At 68.0% G+C, this 14,827-nt stretch carries 18 protein-coding genes; 9 read left to right on the top strand and 9 right to left on the bottom strand.

The window, feature by feature from the left end:
- The first annotated feature begins 137 nt into the window (after positions 1 to 137).
- Together FM111_RS13510 and FM111_RS13505 are read left to right on the top strand one after the other, a co-directional pair.
- Positions 138 to 608, top strand: a complete 471-nt coding sequence (locus FM111_RS13510) for a low molecular weight protein-tyrosine-phosphatase (protein ID WP_087141444.1) — start codon at positions 138 to 140, stop codon at positions 606 to 608.
- A 185-nt stretch (positions 609 to 793) separates the two neighbouring features.
- Positions 794 to 1,069, top strand: a complete 276-nt coding sequence (locus FM111_RS13505; RefSeq protein ID WP_003165268.1) for a YjhX family toxin — start codon at positions 794 to 796, stop codon at positions 1,067 to 1,069.
- On the opposite strand, the gene rsmD is transcribed toward FM111_RS13505, so the two are convergent.
- Positions 1,052 to 1,627: a 16S rRNA (guanine(966)-N(2))-methyltransferase RsmD gene (rsmD, locus tag FM111_RS13500; RefSeq protein ID WP_087141451.1), complete on the bottom strand. Its 576-nt coding sequence runs from the start codon at positions 1,625 to 1,627 to the stop codon at positions 1,052 to 1,054. The genes FM111_RS13505 and rsmD overlap by 18 nt on opposite strands.
- Before the next feature lie 46 nt (positions 1,628 to 1,673).
- Here rsmD and FM111_RS13495 point away from each other — a divergent pair, with 46 nt between their 5' ends.
- Positions 1,674 to 2,621 carry a CPBP family intramembrane glutamic endopeptidase gene (locus tag FM111_RS13495; RefSeq protein WP_179205106.1) on the top strand — a complete coding sequence of 316 codons (948 nt, stop codon included), beginning with the start codon at positions 1,674 to 1,676 and terminating at the stop codon, positions 2,619 to 2,621.
- Here FM111_RS13495 and FM111_RS13490 read toward each other — a convergent pair.
- Positions 2,606 to 3,022, bottom strand: a complete 417-nt coding sequence (locus FM111_RS13490) for a GFA family protein (RefSeq protein WP_256968296.1) — start codon at positions 3,020 to 3,022, stop codon at positions 2,606 to 2,608. The genes FM111_RS13495 and FM111_RS13490 overlap by 16 nt on opposite strands.
- 22 nt (positions 3,023 to 3,044) lie before the next feature.
- Entirely contained in the window at positions 3,045 to 4,535 is a 1,491-nt protein-coding gene (locus FM111_RS13485) for a pseudouridine synthase (RefSeq protein WP_087141449.1), read from the bottom strand.
- Here FM111_RS13485 and tadA point away from each other — a divergent pair.
- Positions 4,524 to 5,018 carry a tRNA adenosine(34) deaminase TadA gene (tadA, locus tag FM111_RS13480; RefSeq protein WP_087141442.1) on the top strand — a complete coding sequence of 165 codons (495 nt, stop codon included), beginning with the start codon at positions 4,524 to 4,526 and terminating at the stop codon, positions 5,016 to 5,018. The two genes, FM111_RS13485 and tadA, sit on opposite strands and share 12 nt — an antisense overlap.
- Before the next feature lie 31 nt (positions 5,019 to 5,049).
- Complete coding sequence (locus tag FM111_RS13475; RefSeq protein ID WP_087141441.1) at positions 5,050 to 5,466, top strand: MliC family protein; 417 nt, start codon at positions 5,050 to 5,052, stop codon at positions 5,464 to 5,466.
- On the opposite strand, the gene FM111_RS13470 is transcribed toward FM111_RS13475, so the two are convergent.
- The 3 genes from FM111_RS13470 to FM111_RS13460 are packed head-to-tail and all read right to left on the bottom strand — an operon-like array spanning position 5,463 to position 7,719.
- Positions 5,463 to 6,050: a GNAT family N-acetyltransferase gene (locus tag FM111_RS13470; RefSeq protein ID WP_087141440.1), complete on the bottom strand. Its 588-nt coding sequence runs from the start codon at positions 6,048 to 6,050 to the stop codon at positions 5,463 to 5,465. The two genes, FM111_RS13475 and FM111_RS13470, sit on opposite strands and share 4 nt — an antisense overlap.
- Entirely contained in the window at positions 6,047 to 7,153 is a 1,107-nt protein-coding gene (gene aroB, locus FM111_RS13465) for a 3-dehydroquinate synthase (RefSeq protein ID WP_087141439.1), read from the bottom strand. The genes FM111_RS13470 and aroB overlap by 4 nt, the downstream gene beginning before the upstream one ends.
- A complete protein-coding gene (locus FM111_RS13460) occupies positions 7,150 to 7,719 on the bottom strand; it encodes a shikimate kinase (protein ID WP_087141438.1) in 570 nt (189 codons plus the stop codon). The genes aroB and FM111_RS13460 overlap by 4 nt, the downstream gene beginning before the upstream one ends.
- A gap of 68 nt (positions 7,720 to 7,787) precedes the next feature.
- On the opposite strand from FM111_RS13460, the gene FM111_RS13455 reads away from it, so the two are divergent.
- The 4 genes from FM111_RS13455 (at position 7,788) to FM111_RS13440 (ending at position 10,874) form a co-directional block, all read left to right on the top strand.
- Positions 7,788 to 8,690: a site-specific tyrosine recombinase XerD gene (locus FM111_RS13455; protein ID WP_087141437.1), complete on the top strand. Its 903-nt coding sequence runs from the start codon at positions 7,788 to 7,790 to the stop codon at positions 8,688 to 8,690.
- Between the two features lie 85 nt (positions 8,691 to 8,775).
- Positions 8,776 to 9,726: an acetyl-CoA carboxylase carboxyltransferase subunit alpha gene (locus FM111_RS13450; protein WP_087141436.1), complete on the top strand. Its 951-nt coding sequence runs from the start codon at positions 8,776 to 8,778 to the stop codon at positions 9,724 to 9,726.
- Positions 9,727 to 9,822: 96 nt separating this feature from the next.
- Positions 9,823 to 10,398 (top strand): response regulator, encoded by a 576-nt coding sequence (locus FM111_RS13445; RefSeq protein WP_087141435.1) that lies wholly within the window; start codon positions 9,823 to 9,825, stop codon positions 10,396 to 10,398.
- On the top strand, positions 10,395 to 10,874 hold the full coding sequence (locus FM111_RS13440) for a chemotaxis protein CheE (protein WP_087141434.1): 480 nt from the start codon (positions 10,395 to 10,397) through the stop codon (positions 10,872 to 10,874). The genes FM111_RS13445 and FM111_RS13440 overlap by 4 nt, the downstream gene beginning before the upstream one ends.
- Here the strand turns inward: FM111_RS13440 and FM111_RS13435 are convergent.
- From FM111_RS13435 to FM111_RS13425, 3 genes are read right to left on the bottom strand one after another with little or no spacing between them, the layout of a single operon-like run.
- On the bottom strand, positions 10,871 to 12,751 hold the full coding sequence (locus FM111_RS13435) for an ABCB family ABC transporter ATP-binding protein/permease (RefSeq protein ID WP_087141448.1): 1,881 nt from the start codon (positions 12,749 to 12,751) through the stop codon (positions 10,871 to 10,873). The genes FM111_RS13440 and FM111_RS13435 overlap by 4 nt on opposite strands.
- A 50-nt stretch (positions 12,752 to 12,801) precedes the next feature.
- Complete coding sequence (locus FM111_RS13430) at positions 12,802 to 13,818, bottom strand: threonine aldolase family protein (protein WP_087141433.1); 1,017 nt, start codon at positions 13,816 to 13,818, stop codon at positions 12,802 to 12,804.
- Positions 13,819 to 13,821: 3 nt separating this feature from the next.
- Positions 13,822 to 14,796, bottom strand: coding sequence for a mechanosensitive ion channel family protein (locus FM111_RS13425; RefSeq protein ID WP_087141447.1), 975 nt, complete (start codon positions 14,794 to 14,796; stop codon positions 13,822 to 13,824).
- Between the last annotated feature and the right edge of the window lie 31 nt (positions 14,797 to 14,827).

Below are 14,827 nucleotides of genomic sequence, written 5' to 3'. Positions count from 1 at the left end.
TCGCTCATCCCGGCGAAGGCCGGGATCCAGATTAAAGGACTGAGGGTCTCGGAAATCTGGCCGCAGCAATCCTTCAACCAACCGTGACGTTTGCATCTGGATCCCGGCCTTCGCCGGGATGAGCGAATAAGACCAGCATGACCTACAGCATCCTCTTCGTCTGCCTCGGCAATATCTGTCGCTCGCCGCTGGCCGAGGCCGCTTTCCGTGAAGAAGCGCGTCGCCTGAAGCTGGACGCCATCACGGATTCCGCAGGGACAGGAAACTGGCACGTCGGCTCCCCACCCGATCCGCGCGCCCAGGCCGTCGCGCTTAAGAACGGCGTCGACATCTCGACCCTGCGCGGTCGTCAGGTGAAGCCTGCCGACTTCCGCCGCTTCACCCATCTGGTGGCGATGGATCACGACAACCTGGCGAACCTGCGCCGCCTCGCCCCGCCCGACGCCACGGCCGAGTTGTCCCTGCTGCTGGATCACGTCGAGGGCCGCGCAGGCCAGACCGTGGCCGACCCCTATTTCGGCGAGGACGACGGCTTTGACGTCACCTGGGCGGACGTCACGACCGGCGCCCGCGCGCTGGCCGCCAAGCTTCAGCGCCACAGGGGCTGAGCGCCTAGTCGTCGGCGCCTTCACCGTGTTATAGGCCGCGCCTTCCCCCAATGGGATCGAACCATGTTTGAGATTGTAGCCACGGCATAGGCCCCGGACGCTGATCGTCCCGAGGCCTCCTGAGCCCGCCCCGCGCCGCGTTGCGCCGGGCGCGTGTCTTCTCATGCCTTGGAAATCTCAATCCCATGAACCTGTCACGTGCGGAGCAACGCACGCTCCACGCCCTCGCCCAGGGCGGTCGCATCCTGCTGGAACGCGACGAACAGGGCCGAATCCTGGCCGCCCGCTGCTTCACCCGCGAAGGCTGGGTGCTGGACGGCTGCAACCTGGATCAATGGCGCAGCCTGAAGCGCAAGGGCGTCATCAAGTCGCGAAACGGCGGCCCCTACGTCGTCAATCGCGACGGCCTCAGCCGCCTGCGCAGCCGGGCCGACAACCGGACCTCAGGCCGAAGCTTCTGACGCCCTAAGGAACAGGACGCGCGCGGCGCCATAGTCGCGTGCGTCCAACCGCTCATAGCCAGGCGTGTCGATCTCGGGCTCGTCCGACCCGCGCTCGAACACCACGATCGCGCCCGGCGCCAGCCAGTCGCCCTCCAACAGCCGCGCCAGCGTCTGTTCCCCCAACCCCTTGGCATAGGGCGGGTCCAGAAACGCCAGGGTGAATGCCTCGTCGGCCGAGCCCGGACGCGGCCCCATGTCGGTCGCGCTGCGCCGATGCACCCGACACCGACCGAACAGACCATAGGCGTCCATGTTCTCGCGGATCGCGCCGCGCGCGCCGTCGTCCGTATCCACAAACAGGCAGAAGGCCGCACCGCGCGACAGCGCCTCGAACCCCAACGCTCCCGATCCGGCATAGAGGTCGATCACCCGCGCCTCGTGCAGACCTTCGGCCCACGGCGCGTGCTCCAGCACGTTGAAGATCGCCTGACGCGCCCGATCCGACGTCGGCCGCGTGTTCTGTCCCTCGGGCGTAACGATGGCCCGACCACGATATTGTCCAGCGACGATTCTCATGGCCCCGCCTCTGGACCGACCACGCGCGCAATGCAACGGTCGCCCCATGTCGAACGCCGGATTCTCAAGTTCCACCCCCTCGCCTTTCCTCACTGCGGTCGAGGAAGCGCGAAACAGTCCGCTGATCGTCGGCGTCAGGCCCGCTGCGCGCTGGAAGCGGCTGGCAGGCTTCATCGCTCTATCCTGCGTGCTGATAATCGCCGCCGGCATCATCATCGGTCTGGCGATGTCCGCTTTAGAGGCCGCAGGCGTTGTTGGTGCAGACGCCTTGACCACTGTGCCGGAAGGGCCTGACCGCTTGTATGGCGAAGGCGCATATGTGCTGGAACTCGGAGCTTTCCTTGGTTTACTGGCGGGCGCCGTCCTGCTCAGCGCCAGAATCGCCTATGGCGTGCCGACGACAGCCTTTCTCTGGCCCCGCCGCCGATTCTCGCTGCGACAATTGTGGCTCGGGTTCGCCGTTATGGCCGTGGTGGGGAGCGCCAGCGCCGTTATCTACAACCTGATCGACCCTGCAGGTCCGGCGCCGATCCTGAATCCCGCCTATTCGGTCGAAAGCCGCCTGTTCTACGTCGCCACCGCGGTTCTCGGCCTGTTCGTCGCGGCCGCAGCCGAAGAAGTCGTCTTTCGCGGCGTCCTGCTCCGGATGACGGGCGGCTTCACCAGCAGTCTGATCGTTCTGTGTCTGTTCAACGCCGTCGTGTTTTCCGCCATTCACCTGGACCCTGATCCAGTGGCTTTCGTCGCCCGCGCGCTGTCAGGCCTGATCTGGACCTGGGCCGCCCTGCGTCTTGGCGGGATAGAGTTCGCCATCGGCGCCCACTGGGCAGGCAACCTCGCTATCGCCCTGCTGGAGGAACCGATTTCTACTGAACCTCCGCCAGGAGAAATCCAGCCGCTGTCGGCGCTTGCCTATGAAGCCGTCGCCCTGATCGTGGTGCTGTTCGTCGTCGAGCGGATCGTGCGCGCCCGACGCGCTCAGCCCTCCGCGTAGAGGGCTTCGACCTCGGCGCCGGTCATACATGTGCGATCGCCGGCGAAGGCGTAGTTGGCGGGCTTGGCGTCGATGTAGATTTCACTGTCGAAGGCGAAGGCCGACGGGTCGTCGAACGCCTGGACCGAGACCATGACCATGCCGCCCGCCTTCAACCGCCAGAACAGGTTGGAGCCGCAGGCCGAGCAGAACTGCCGCTCGGCCCAATCGGACGAGGCGTAGGTCGTCAGCGGTCCCTCGACTTCGACGGTGTCGCCGCAGTCGACGCTGAGCGACACCCCGCCCGAGGTTCGGCGACACCGTTCGCAGTGGCAGGCGTGCATCCCGCCCTTGGGCGTGGCGGTGAAGCGCACCGCCCCGCACAGACAGCGGCCGTTCAACTGGGTTTCAACGTCCGCCATGTTCTGCGCCTCCGCTCAGTGATCAGTTGCGTCCGCGCGGGCCGCCGCGACCGCCTGCTCCGCCCGAAGGCTTGCCGCCGAAGGGTTTGCCTCCGAAGGGCTTGCCGCCGCCACGAGGGCCGCCCGGCCGGTCGCCCGAGCGCGTATCAGGACGATCGCCGGTTCCGCCAGGACGACCGAACGGCTTGCCGCCAGGCTTTCCACCGGGACGGGCGCCCTTGGGCGGGCCGCGACGGTCGTCGATGAACTGGTCCGCGCGCGGTTCGCGCGGCGTGAACGGACGGCGCGGACGATCGCCGCCTTCCGTCCCTTCGCCATCGCCCGGACGGGCGCGCGGCTTGAAGGTCTTCTTGTGCTCGAACTTCGGCTTGGCCTTGGCCCAGCCTTCCTTGCGAGCGGGTTTACCGAACTCGGCGCCCTCTTCCGCAGCCGTCTCGGCGGCGCGCACGCGGCTGGGCTTGCGCGAGGGGTCCGACATGGCCGAGCCCGACTTGCCGCGCACGATCGGCGTGTTGGCGCGACGACCGGGAATCGGCGCCGGAGTCGCGACCGTATTGCCGGTCGGCAGATTCTCGGGGCGGATATGCTCGGCCAGCATTTCTCGGATCACACGCGGGCCGACTTCCTCAACCGCGCCCACCGGTAGGGTGCCGAGCTGGAACGGACCATAGGCCAGGCGGATCAGGCGGTTGACCGTCAGGCCGACGCTCTCCAGCACCTTGCGGACTTCGCGGTTCTTGCCCTCGGTGATCTGGACGCTCAGCCACAGGTTGGCCGAAGACTTCTCGCCCTCGGCCTTTTCCTTGGCCTTATCGATGGTGGCTTCCACGGGGCCATAGCGCACGCCGTCGACGACCACGCCGTCTTTCAGCTTGTCCAGTTGTTCCTGCGTGATGCGGCCGCGCGCACGGGCGCGATACTGGCGCACCAGGGCCGTGTCCGGCAGTTCCAGCGCCCGGCTCAGTTCGCCGTCGTTGGTCAGCAGCAGCAGGCCTTCAGTCGCCAGATCGAGACGACCGACCGAGATCACGCGCGGCAGGCCGCTGGGCAGGGCGTCGAACACGGTCGGACGGCCCGCCGGGTCGTTGTGGCTGGTGATGAGGCCCGCAGGCTTGTGATAGCGCCAGACGCGCGTCGCCTGGGCGGCCCCGATCGGCTTGCCGTCAACGGTGATCTTGTCGTCGCGTTTCACCAGCACGGCGGGCGTGGCCAGGATGCGGCCGTTCACGGCCACCTTACCCAGACCGATCAGCCGTTCGACCTCACGACGCGAGGCGATGCCCGCGCGGGCCATGGCCTTGGCGATTCGTTCGGTGCGTTCGGGGCCCTTGGCCTCCGGCGCAGATTTGTCGCCCGGCTTGCCCCCGGCGCGGTCGCGAGGCTTGCCGCCCGGCTTTCCGTCCTTGTCGAAGGACTTTCGCGGGCCTTTATCGGCGAAATTGCGGGGGCCGCGCGGTCCGTCGTCTTGACGGGAGCGGGGCTTCTTGTCGTTGTCTTTGGGATGGCGATCCATGATGAGCGGTTCATGAGCATGGCGCTCGATCTGGCGCAAGCGGCGGCTGAAGCCGGCGAGGTGCCCGTCGGCGCGGTGATCGTGGACGAAAACACCGGCGAAGTGCTTGGGCGCGGGCAAAATGGGCCCATCACGGCCCATGATCCGACAGCCCATGCCGAGATCGTCGCCCTGCGCGATGCAGCGGCGAAGTTGCAGAATTATCGCCTTACGGACCTGACTCTCTATGTCACGCTGGAGCCGTGCGCCATGTGCGCGGGCGCCATTAGCCACGCCCGCATCGGTCGCGTGGTCTGGGGGGCGGACGATCCCAAGGGCGGCGCCGTGCTCCACGGCGGGCGTTTCTTCGACCAGCCGACCTGCCACTGGCGTCCCGAAACCGAGAGCGGCGTTATGGCCGATCCCGCCGCTGAAATGCTGCGCGGCTTCTTCCGTGCTCGCCGGAAAACACGATCAGGAACGCCGGACGACGCCGGGCGTTGAGCTTCCAAGCTTGACCTTGAGAGGGCCACCCTTGCCGACCCGTATCCTCTGGCCGACCATCGCCGTCTCCGCCCTGGTGCTGTTGTCCGCCTGCGGCCAGGAGCCGCGCGAGGCCCCAACCGATGGCGACGCAGTGCGCGAACGCGCCGTCGAGGCCCAGACCGCGCGTCGCCGCACAGGCGCCGAGCTTCAGGATCGCGCCCTGAATCGCGTCGTCCACGCCGTCTATCTGTGCAACAATTCCGAGCGCCTGTCGGTCGACTTCGACAACCCGCGCCAGATGGCCACCGTGCGCAACTCCAATGGCGAGGCGGTGGATCTGTATCAGGAGCGCGCAGCCGACGGCATCTGGTATCGCGCCTCGGGCTATGAACTGCGCGGCAAGGGCGTCATGGCCACATGGACCGCCGCCGACCGCGAACCCACCGAATGCCGGGCCGTCGATTAGGCGAAGGCCGCCAACCGTTCGTCCAGCCGCCGCCGCACCTCGGGCCAATCATCGTCCAGTACAGCGAACTGCGCCGTATCCCGCGCCCGCCCGGTCCAGGTCGTCTTGTGCTTGCGCAGTACGCCCTCATGGGTCGCGCCCAGCTTGCGAATGGCCGCCTGACTGGCGGCGTTCAGGGCGTCCGTGATGATCTCGACCCGGATCGCCCCGTTTGAGAAGGCGTACTCCAGTAGCAGACGCTTGCACGCCGGGTTGATCGCCCCGCCTCGCGCCTCACGCCGATAGAAGGTCGAACCGATCTCGCAGCGTCGATGCTCCGGCTTGATTTCATAGAGGCTGGTCGTGCCGACCACGGCGCCGTCGTTGCGCCGCCGCACGGCGTAGGCGATGCGCGAACCCGCCGCCATCGCCTTCAGCGCCGCGTCCCACCAGTCGTCGAAATGCGGACCATAGGCGGCGGCGACCATGCCGCCCCAGGCGTCCGCGTCGCAGTCCAGCGCCGCCCTCACCTCGTCCTTCAGCGCCCCGATGAACGGCTCCAGCCGCACGAAGGCGTCCTCAAGGATGGCGGGCGACAGCTTCACGCCGCGCCTTCCTCGATCAGGAAGGCGCGCACCGTCTCGGCGTCCACGTCCTTGTCGGTGAAGGCGTCGCCCACGGCCCGCGCCAGGATCAGGGTCAGGCGCCCGCCCTCGGCCTTCTTGTCCCCGGCCATGCGCGCGATCAGAGCATCGGCCGCGAAGGCGTGATCCACGCCAGCCAACCGCGTCGGCAGACCCGCCGCGCGGATGCCTGCCTCGGCGCGCTCGGCCTCGGCCGCCGGGCACAGCCCCTGCCGCGCCGAATAGCGGAAGGCCATGGCGCAACCCAGCGCCACCGCCTCACCGTGCGTCAGGGTCTCGTCGAACGCCAGCTCAGCCTCCAGCGCGTGGCCGAAGGTGTGGCCCAGGTTCAGCAGGGCGCGACGGCCCGCCTCCTTCTCATCCTCGCCAACGATCTGGGCTTTAATCTCGACCGAACGGATCACCGCCCGCTCCAGCGCATCCGGGTCGCCCAGCGCCCCAGCAGCCCCCTCGCCGCCCAGCCAGTCGAAGAAGGCCGCATCGCAGATCAGCCCGTGCTTCAGCACCTCGGCCCAGCCCGAACGCACCTGCCGCACCGGCAAGGTGGCCAGGGCCTCGATATCGGCCAGCACCCGGCGCGGCTGGTGAAAGGCGCCGATCAGGTTCTTGCCGCGCGGGGTGTCGATCGCCGTCTTGCCGCCCACCGAAGAATCCACCTGAGCCAGCAGGGTCGTCGGAATCTGCACAAAGTCGATCCCACGCATGAACAGAGCCGCCGCCAGCCCGGCCAAGTCGCCCACCACGCCGCCGCCCAGGGCGACGACTAGGCTCTTGCGATCCAGCCCTTCGGCCAGCAGCCGGTCCAGCACGGCCTCCAGCTGTTCAAACGACTTGGACGCCTCGCCTGCGGGCACGCTTACGATCCCGGTCGCCAGCCCCGCGCCTACCAGCGACGCACGCACCGTCTCGCCGTGGATCGCCGCCACCGTCTCGTCGCTGACGATGAAGACGCGCGTCGGCTTCAGGGTCGCAACCTCGGCGCCCGCCGCCTTCAGCAGACCGCGCCCGACGACGACCTCATAGGGGGCGAAAGCGCCGCCCGCGACCGGGATCGTCGTAGTCATGTCTGGGTCTCCTGCCGTCCAAACCGGCGCAACTGTCTGAGGATGGCTTCAACGGCCTGAGCGTGCGAGCCGCCGCCCACATCGACCGTCAGATCAGCCTCGCCGTAGATGGGATAGCGCGCCTTGGCCAAATCACTGAGGGCGACCAAAGGGTCGCGATTGCGCAGCAAGGGTCGCGTATCGCGTCGCCCCACCCGCTCGGCGATCACCTTCAGATCCGCGCGCATCCAGACGCTGACGGCGTGCCGCTTCATCAGGGCTCGGGTGTCCGAATTGAGCACCGCCCCGCCCCCGGTCGCCAGCACGATCGGCGGCCCTTCCAACAGGCGCTTCATGACCCGCGCCTCGCCAGCCCGAAACTCGACCTCGCCGCGCGTGGCGAAGATTTCGCTGACGGTCATGCCCGCCGCTTCCTCGATCACATGATCGCCGTCGGCGAACGGCAAGCCCAGCCGCGCGGCCAAGCGCCGCCCTACAGTCGATTTCCCGACGCCCATCAGCCCCACCAAGGCTATGGTGCGGACCGAAGACAGCGGGAAGGAATCAGGCGAGGCGTCGGAAGGCATGGTCCGTACACCCTCTACACCAGACGCCGCCCGGCTCCACACCCAGAAGCGATGACCTGACGCCCAGCATGACCCCGCAGATCGAAGCCTTTCTGGAGATGATGGCGGTGGAGCGCGACGCCTCGCCCCACACCCTGGCCGCCTATGGCCGCGATCTGGCGGATGCGGAGACCTGGCTGGGCGACGCCGGGGGCCTGATGAGCGCGCCGCAAGAGGCGCTGGAGGCCTGGTTCGCCGACCTGTCGCGACGCGGGCTGTCCGCCGCCACAGCCGCACGGCGGCGCGCCTCGGTGCGGCAGTTCTATCGCTTCGCCCTGGGCGAGGGCTGGCGGGCCGACGACCCTTCGCGCCGCCTCGACGCGCCCAAGCAGGGCCGCAGCCTGCCCAAGACCCTCAGTCGCGAAGAGATAGAGGCCCTGCTGACCGCCGCGTCCGCCCATGACGGCGCGGCGGGCCTTCGCCTGATCGCCCTGGTCGAGATGACCTACGCCTCGGGCCTGCGCGTGTCCGAGCTGCTGGCGCTTAAGGTCGAGGCCGTGCGCCGCGATCCCGCCTATCTGATCGTGCGCGGCAAGGGCGGCAAGGAGCGGCTGGCCCCGCTGAACACCGCCGCTCGCGAATCCATCAAAGCCTGGCTGATCGCCCGCGACGCCGCGCGCAAGCCGAACACGCCCGACAGCCCCTGGCTGTTTCCTTCCCACGGCAAGAGCGGCCATCTGACGCCCCGCCGCTTCGCCCAACTTCTGGATCAGGCGGCGATCACAGCCGGTATCGACCCAACGCGCATCAGCCCCCACGTCCTGCGCCACGCCTTCGCCACCCATCTGCTGGAGGGCGGGGCCGACCTGCGCGTGGTGCAGACCCTGCTGGGCCACGCCGACATCTCGACCACCCAGATCTACACCCACGTCGCTGTCGACCGCCTGTCCCAGGTGGTCCACGCCAACCACCCCTTGGCGAAGGACGACTGAACCCGCGCTTGCTCCGAGGCGTTCCGCGCTCTAGGTTCCGCCGCCTTCCGTAGCGCCAAGCGCGCTTCTTCCTCACGGACGCCTTATGGCCACGCACTATCTCGAATTCGAAAAGCCGATCGCCGAACTGGACGCCAAGATCGCCGAGCTGTCGCTGCTGGCGCCGACCAGCGGATCGTTCGAGACCGAGATCGCCGCCCTGCGCAAGAAGGCCGACGCCATGCGCACCAAGGCCTACGCCAACCTGGATCCGTGGATGCGCACCCAGGTCGCACGCCACCCGCAGCGCCCCCACTTCGTCGATTACATCGATGGCTTGTTCACCGACTTCGTGGAGCTGCACGGCGACCGTCAGTTCGGCGACGACCAGGCCATCCTGGGCGGTCTGGCCCGCTTCCGCGGCCAGCCGGTCGTGGTCATGGGCCACGAAAAGGGTCACGACACCCAGACCCGCATCACCCACAACTTCGGCATGGCCCGCCCCGAGGGCTATCGCAAGGCCGTGCGCCTGATGGACATGGCCGAGCAGTTCGGCCTGCCGGTCCTGACCTTCGTCGACACCGCCGGCGCCTATCCGGGCCTGGGCGCCGAAGAGCGCGGCCAGGCCGAGGCCATCGCCCGCTCGACCGAGCGCGGCCTGACGCTGGGCGTCCCCTCCATCGCCACGGTGACGGGCGAAGGCGGTTCGGGCGGCGCCATCGCCATCGCCGCGGCCAGCCGCGTGCTGATGCTGGAGCACTCCATCTATTCGGTCATCTCGCCGGAAGGCGCGGCGGGCATCCTGTGGCGCGACGGCGCGCGCGCCAAGGACGCAGCCAACGCGATGAAGATCACCGCACCCGACCTGATCGAGCTGAAGATCGTCGATCGTGTGATCCCCGAGCCCCTGGGCGGCGCCCACGCCGACCGCGAAAAGGCGATCCAGAATGTCGGCCAGGTTCTGGAGGAAGAACTGAAGGCCATGTCCGGCCTGTCCGCCGAACAGCTCAAGAAGCAGCGCGCCGACCGATTCTACGCCATCGGCCGTCTGGGTTGATCAGGGGCTGATCGCGATTGCGCGGCGTCGCAACGCCGCCGAAGCTGACGTTATGCGATTCGTTCTGTTTTCCTCCGCTCGCATCGGCAGGCCCCCATGCGCAGCATGAACGGGGTCGGCGAATCCCTGCGCGAGAGCGCGGTGTTCAACTTCGACGGCGCGGTGACGATGGTCATCGACGATTCGCCCTTTTCGCTGGAGCTGACCGCCCAGGCTCTGCTCGGCTTCGGCATGAAGGTGCGACACGCCTGCGAGAGCGCGGCCGAGGCCATCTCCATCCTGCAAACTCATCCGGTCGACCTGATCCTGGTCGACTGCGAAATGCCGGGCATGAGCGGATATGAATTCGTGCGCTGGCTGCGCCGTTCCGGGCTGGAGCCCAACGCCTATACGCCCGTCATCATGACCGCCGCCCACGTTCGCCGCTCCAAGGTGTCGGACGCGCGCGACTGCGGCGCCAACTTCCTGATCACCAAGCCGTTCAGCGCAGGCGTCCTGCTGGAACGCATCGTCTGGGTGTCGCGGGACAATCGCCCCTTCCTGGAGGTCGGCGACTATTTCGGCCCCGATCGGCGCTTCCGCAGCGAACCTTGGCCCGGCCCGGAACGCCGGGCCGAAGAACGCCGCAAGACGGCCTTTGAAAAAGAACGCAGGGCGGCGGTGGAGCTATGACGGTCATCACGCACAATCGTCGTCGCAGCCGCCTGTCGACCCTGGTCGACCAGCCTGGCGGCGTCAGCGTCGGCGTCGCCTTGAATCAGGCCCGCGCCAATCTGGCCGGGCTGGAGAGCCGCAGCCGGGAGATCATTCAGGAACAGGTCACGGCGCTAGCGGCCATGCCCGCTCCTGTCGGCGTCGACGAAACCGCTCTGGACAAGGCCTATGCCCACGCCAGCGCCGTGATCGACGCCGCCGGGCCGTTTGAACTCAACGACCTGTGCGCAGCAGCGGCCAATCTGTGCGATCTGATCGACGCCGCGCCTGAGGGCCGGTCCTTTGACTGGCGTGTCGTCACCGTCCACGCTCAAGCCCTCCGCCTGTTGCTGACCCTGCCGGCCGAGGCCGCTGACGCACGCGCCAAGGTGCTGGACAGCCTCAAGGACGTGCTGAAGGCCAAGGTTCCCGGCGCCGGAGAGCCCGAAGCCTAACCAGCCTGGGTCTTCGCCCCGCGCGTCTGCTTGCGCCACAGAGCCGCGTACTCTCCGCCCTGACGCGCGACCAGCTCATGATGGGCGCCGCGCTCGACGATTCGGCCTGCCTTCAACACCAGGATCTGATCGGCGTCGGCCACAGTCGACAGACGGTGCGCCACGACCAGGGTCGTGCGGCCAGTCCGCGCTCGCCGCAGGGTCTTCTGGATCGCCGCCTCAGTCCGGCTGTCCAGGGCGCTGGTCGCCTCGTCCAGGATCAGGATGCAGGGATCAGCCAGCAGCGCGCGCGCGATGCCGACCCGCTGACGCTCGCCGCCCGATAGCTTCAGCCCCCGTTCGCCGACGCGCGTATCCATGCCTTCCGGCAGGTTGCGGATGAAATCCGCCAGTTCAGCCGCTTCCGCCGCCGCCCAGATCGCAGCCTCGTCCGCGTCGGGTCGAGCGAAGGCGATGTTGGCGGCGATGGTGTCGTTGAACAGGGCCACGTCCTGCGGCACTAGGGCCACGGCCGCACGCAGCGACGCCTGGGTCACGCTGCGCGCGTCCCGGCCGTCGATCAGCACCGCGCCTTCCTGTGGGTCGAGCAATCGCAAGGCCAGCTTGACGATGGTGGACTTGCCCGCCCCCGACGGCCCGACCAGGGCGGTCGTGGTGCCCGCCGGCGTGACGAAGCTGACGTCGTCCAGGCCCGCCGCCCGTGCGTCATGTCGGAAGCCGACATGGTCAAACACGACCTCGGCGCCCCGCCCGCTTTCAGGGCGCGGCAGATCAATGGCGTCGGGCGCATCCGCCACCTGCGGCGCCTGACGCGTCACCTTAAGCATCTCCTCCATGTCGATGAAGGATTGGCGGATTTCTCGATAGGCGAAGCCCAGAATATTCAGCGGCGCATAGAGGGAGATCATGATCAGCACCGCCGCCGTCACATCGCCCGGCCCCATGCGCCCGGCCGCCGCCTCGAACCCGGCCATGACGGCCATGACGCCCAGGCCGACGTTCATGATCAGACCCTGGATCAGGTTCAGGGTCGCCAGCGAAGTGTTCGCCTTCAGCGACGCCTTCGCATAGGTCGCCAGAGACGCCTCATAGGCCTGCGCCGCCCGGCCCTCGGCGCCGAACGACTTGACGGTTTCATAGTTCAGCAGGGCGTCGACCGACAGGCCTGCCGCCTCGCTGTCAGCCGCATTCATGGCGCGCCGGTGCTCCAGCCGCCAGTTGGCCATGGCGAAGGTCGTGACCGCATAGACCAGCACCACGGCCACCGCCACGGCGCCGAAGCGCCAGTCGTATTTACCGCCCAGAACCGCCGCCGCCAGCACCAGCTCCAGCACCGTCGGACCCAGATTGAACATCAGGATGCGCAGCAGGAAATCGACCGCGCGCGAGCCCCGGTCCATCACCCGCGACAGAGCGCCGGAGCGCTTGGTCTGGTGGAAGTCCAGCGACAAGCTGAGGGCGTGAGCAAACGTCTCGGCCGCCGTCTTGCGCTGGGCTGCCGCGCGCACGGGCGCGAACACCACGTCCGACAACTGCGGCGTCGCCGCCGACAGGAACCGCACCAGGGCCCAGCCCACGGCGAAGGCCGCAAAGCCCAGACCCACCGACGCCGCCGGCCCCTGCCCCGCCGCCAGATGATTGACCGCCGCGCCCAGCACCAGCGGCGCCAGCACGCCCAGCCCCTTGCCCGCCAGGGTCAGCAGGATCGCGCCCGCCACGCGCCACGGCAGTTGCGGCGCACCCGAACGAGCCACCACGCCGATCAGGTTCTTCAGCGCCTCAATCGTAGGCGGCGCCTCCAGTTGCGCGGGGTCTGTCCCGGCGTTCATGGCCTTGCTTGCGACGTCGCCGCGCCGTCCCGAGCGTTCACCGCGCATCTTCACGTCCCGCCGCCATCATGCCACCCAGGCGGAACGCGCCCGCCACGTCAATCCAGGCTCGCCACGGCGTCGACCAAGGCGTCGACCGACGCCTCGTCCGTGGCCCAGGAGCAAACGAACCGCACCGAGCCGTCATCGAATTGATAGCAGGCCCAGCCCGCCGCATTCAGTTGAGCATGAACCTCGTCCGGCATCCGCACGAAGACCGTGTTGGACTCCACCGGGTGGGCCAGCACGAAGGGCGTCTTCGCCTCGATTCCGTCGGCCAGGCGCTGCGCCATCAGATTGGCGTGGGCGGCGCCCGCCAGCCAGTCGCCGGATTCCAGCAGTCCCATCAGCGGCGCGGCCAGCAGGCGCCCTTTGGACGCCGTCTGACCCGCTTGTTTCAGGCGATTGTCGATGCGTCGCGTCAACGTCTTGTCGAAGATCACCAGGGCCTCGACGCAATGCGCGCCCGCCTTGGCCCCGCCGAACGACAGCACATCGACGCCCAGACGCGGAATGTCCTTGGGATCGAAGCCGGCCGCCACGGCGTTGGCCAACCGCGCGCCGTCCATATGCACGCCCAGACCCGCTCGCTTGGAAGGCTCGATCAGATGGCGCAGCTCTTCCTCGGAATAGACGGCGCCGTATTCCGTCGCCTGAGTCAGGCTGAGCGCCGCTGGCGGCTGGCGATGGCCCACTACCGGCTCTTCCAGAGCGGCGTAAAGCGCGGCCACATCGACCTTGCCCGAATAGCCCGGCAGGCCGATCAGGCCGACGCCCTGGCCAAAGAAGCCGGGCGCCCCCGTCTCATCCGTGCAGACATGGGCCGCATGGTGCGCCAACACCGCCTCATAAGGCCGCGCCAGCATCGACAGGCCGATGGCGTTGGCCGCCGTACCGCTGAAGACGAAGCGCACCTCGGCGTCGGCGTCCAGCGTCTGGCGGATCAGGTCGGCGGCGCGCGCCGAAGTCTCATCTGCGCCATAGGCCCGCGCGAACCCGGCATTGGCGGCGACCAGAGCCTGAAGCGCCGAGGGCGCCATGCCCGTCGTGTTGTCGGAACCGAAATCAAAACGCACGGCTCATTCTCCCCCTTGGTCCGAGGCCTCGCCCTGGGCCGCACCATCCTGGATCGGGGCCATAACGACCCGCGCAAATTTGGCGTCCTTCGCGGGCACCTCAACCTGGTGCGGGAAGGGAATTTCGATACCGGCCTCGTCCAGAGCTTCCTTGCCGGCCTGCATCAGGTCAGCCTGGGTCTGCCACCAGTCGGCGTTATTCACCCACGCATGCAGGGTGATCTCGACCGCGCTGTCCAGCAGCGCCGTCACCCCTGTCCAGGTCGCGGGGTCATCCAGCACCTTGTCGTGAAGCCGTGCGACCGCCGCCAGCACGTCACGCGCCTCCTTCAGGTTCTCGCCGTAACCGACGGTGAACTTGATCTCGATGCGGCGCGTCCGCTGGCCCGTCAGGTTGATGATGACGTCGCTCAACACCTTGGAGTTCGGAATGACGATCTTGTGGTTGTTGGCGTTCGACAACTGGGTGGTGAACAGGTCCAGCTTCTGCACCGTGCCCGAAGCGCCGCCCACATCTATGACTTCGCCGACGCGATAGGGCCGCAGGACCAGCAGCATCACCCCCGCCGCCACGTTCGACAGCGTGCCTTGCAGCGCCAGGCCGACCGCCAGGGAGGCGGCGCCCAGAACGGCGATGATGGAGGTCGTCTGCACACCCAGGCGCTGCAGCACGGCGATCATACCGATGATGATGACCACCACCCGCACGATCTGGACCATGAAGGCCAGCACCGTCGGGTCGCGCCGGACGGCCTTGGTGCGGCCCAACAGCTTGCGCGCCGCCCCCGAAGCCCAGCGCGCCGCCACCAGGGTCAAGGCGAAGATGATCGCGGCGACCGTCAGGTTGATGGCGAAATCACCCAGCATGTCCATGGCCTTGGCCAGGATGGCGGCGTCCACGGTCAGCTTCTGCTCGCCAGCGGCCACGACCTGAGCCAAGGGCTCAGCGAGAACGGCGGGGGTATGCAGGAAATTCATGAGCATGAGCCGGGTCTAACGCTTGTGCAGC

It is taken from the genome of Brevundimonas diminuta 3F5N (genome assembly GCF_900163625.1).
GTDB lineage: Bacteria > Pseudomonadota > Alphaproteobacteria > Caulobacterales > Caulobacteraceae > Brevundimonas > Brevundimonas diminuta_A.
The sequence above is the reverse complement of the archived record's forward strand: the minus strand, read 5'-3'. Positions and strand labels throughout refer to the sequence as shown.

What these genes read in the sequence shown, in the direction of transcription:
- FM111_RS13510 (WP_087141444.1), top strand. Translation starts at nt 138, where the DNA reads ATGACCTACAGCATCCTCTTCGTCTGCCTCGGCAATATCTGTCGCTCG.
- FM111_RS13505 (WP_003165268.1), top strand. Translation starts at nt 794, where the DNA reads ATGAACCTGTCACGTGCGGAGCAACGCACGCTCCACGCCCTCGCCCAG.
- rsmD (WP_087141451.1), bottom strand. Translation starts at nt 1,627, where the DNA reads ATGAGAATCGTCGCTGGACAATATCGTGGTCGGGCCATCGTTACGCCC.
- FM111_RS13495 (WP_179205106.1), top strand. Translation starts at nt 1,674, where the DNA reads ATGTCGAACGCCGGATTCTCAAGTTCCACCCCCTCGCCTTTCCTCACT.
- FM111_RS13490 (WP_256968296.1), bottom strand. Translation starts at nt 3,022, where the DNA reads ATGGCGGACGTTGAAACCCAGTTGAACGGCCGCTGTCTGTGCGGGGCG.
- tadA (WP_087141442.1), top strand. Translation starts at nt 4,524, where the DNA reads ATGGCGATCCATGATGAGCGGTTCATGAGCATGGCGCTCGATCTGGCG.
- FM111_RS13485 (WP_087141449.1), bottom strand. Translation starts at nt 4,535, where the DNA reads ATGGATCGCCATCCCAAAGACAACGACAAGAAGCCCCGCTCCCGTCAA.
- aroB (WP_087141439.1), bottom strand. Translation starts at nt 7,153, where the DNA reads ATGACTACGACGATCCCGGTCGCGGGCGGCGCTTTCGCCCCCTATGAG.
- FM111_RS13460 (WP_087141438.1), bottom strand. Translation starts at nt 7,719, where the DNA reads ATGCCTTCCGACGCCTCGCCTGATTCCTTCCCGCTGTCTTCGGTCCGC.
- FM111_RS13455 (WP_087141437.1), top strand. Translation starts at nt 7,788, where the DNA reads ATGACCCCGCAGATCGAAGCCTTTCTGGAGATGATGGCGGTGGAGCGC.
- FM111_RS13450 (WP_087141436.1), top strand. Translation starts at nt 8,776, where the DNA reads ATGGCCACGCACTATCTCGAATTCGAAAAGCCGATCGCCGAACTGGAC.
- FM111_RS13445 (WP_087141435.1), top strand. Translation starts at nt 9,823, where the DNA reads ATGCGCAGCATGAACGGGGTCGGCGAATCCCTGCGCGAGAGCGCGGTG.
- FM111_RS13440 (WP_087141434.1), top strand. Translation starts at nt 10,395, where the DNA reads ATGACGGTCATCACGCACAATCGTCGTCGCAGCCGCCTGTCGACCCTG.
- FM111_RS13435 (WP_087141448.1), bottom strand. Translation starts at nt 12,751, where the DNA reads ATGCGCGGTGAACGCTCGGGACGGCGCGGCGACGTCGCAAGCAAGGCC.
- FM111_RS13425 (WP_087141447.1), bottom strand. Translation starts at nt 14,796, where the DNA reads ATGAATTTCCTGCATACCCCCGCCGTTCTCGCTGAGCCCTTGGCTCAG.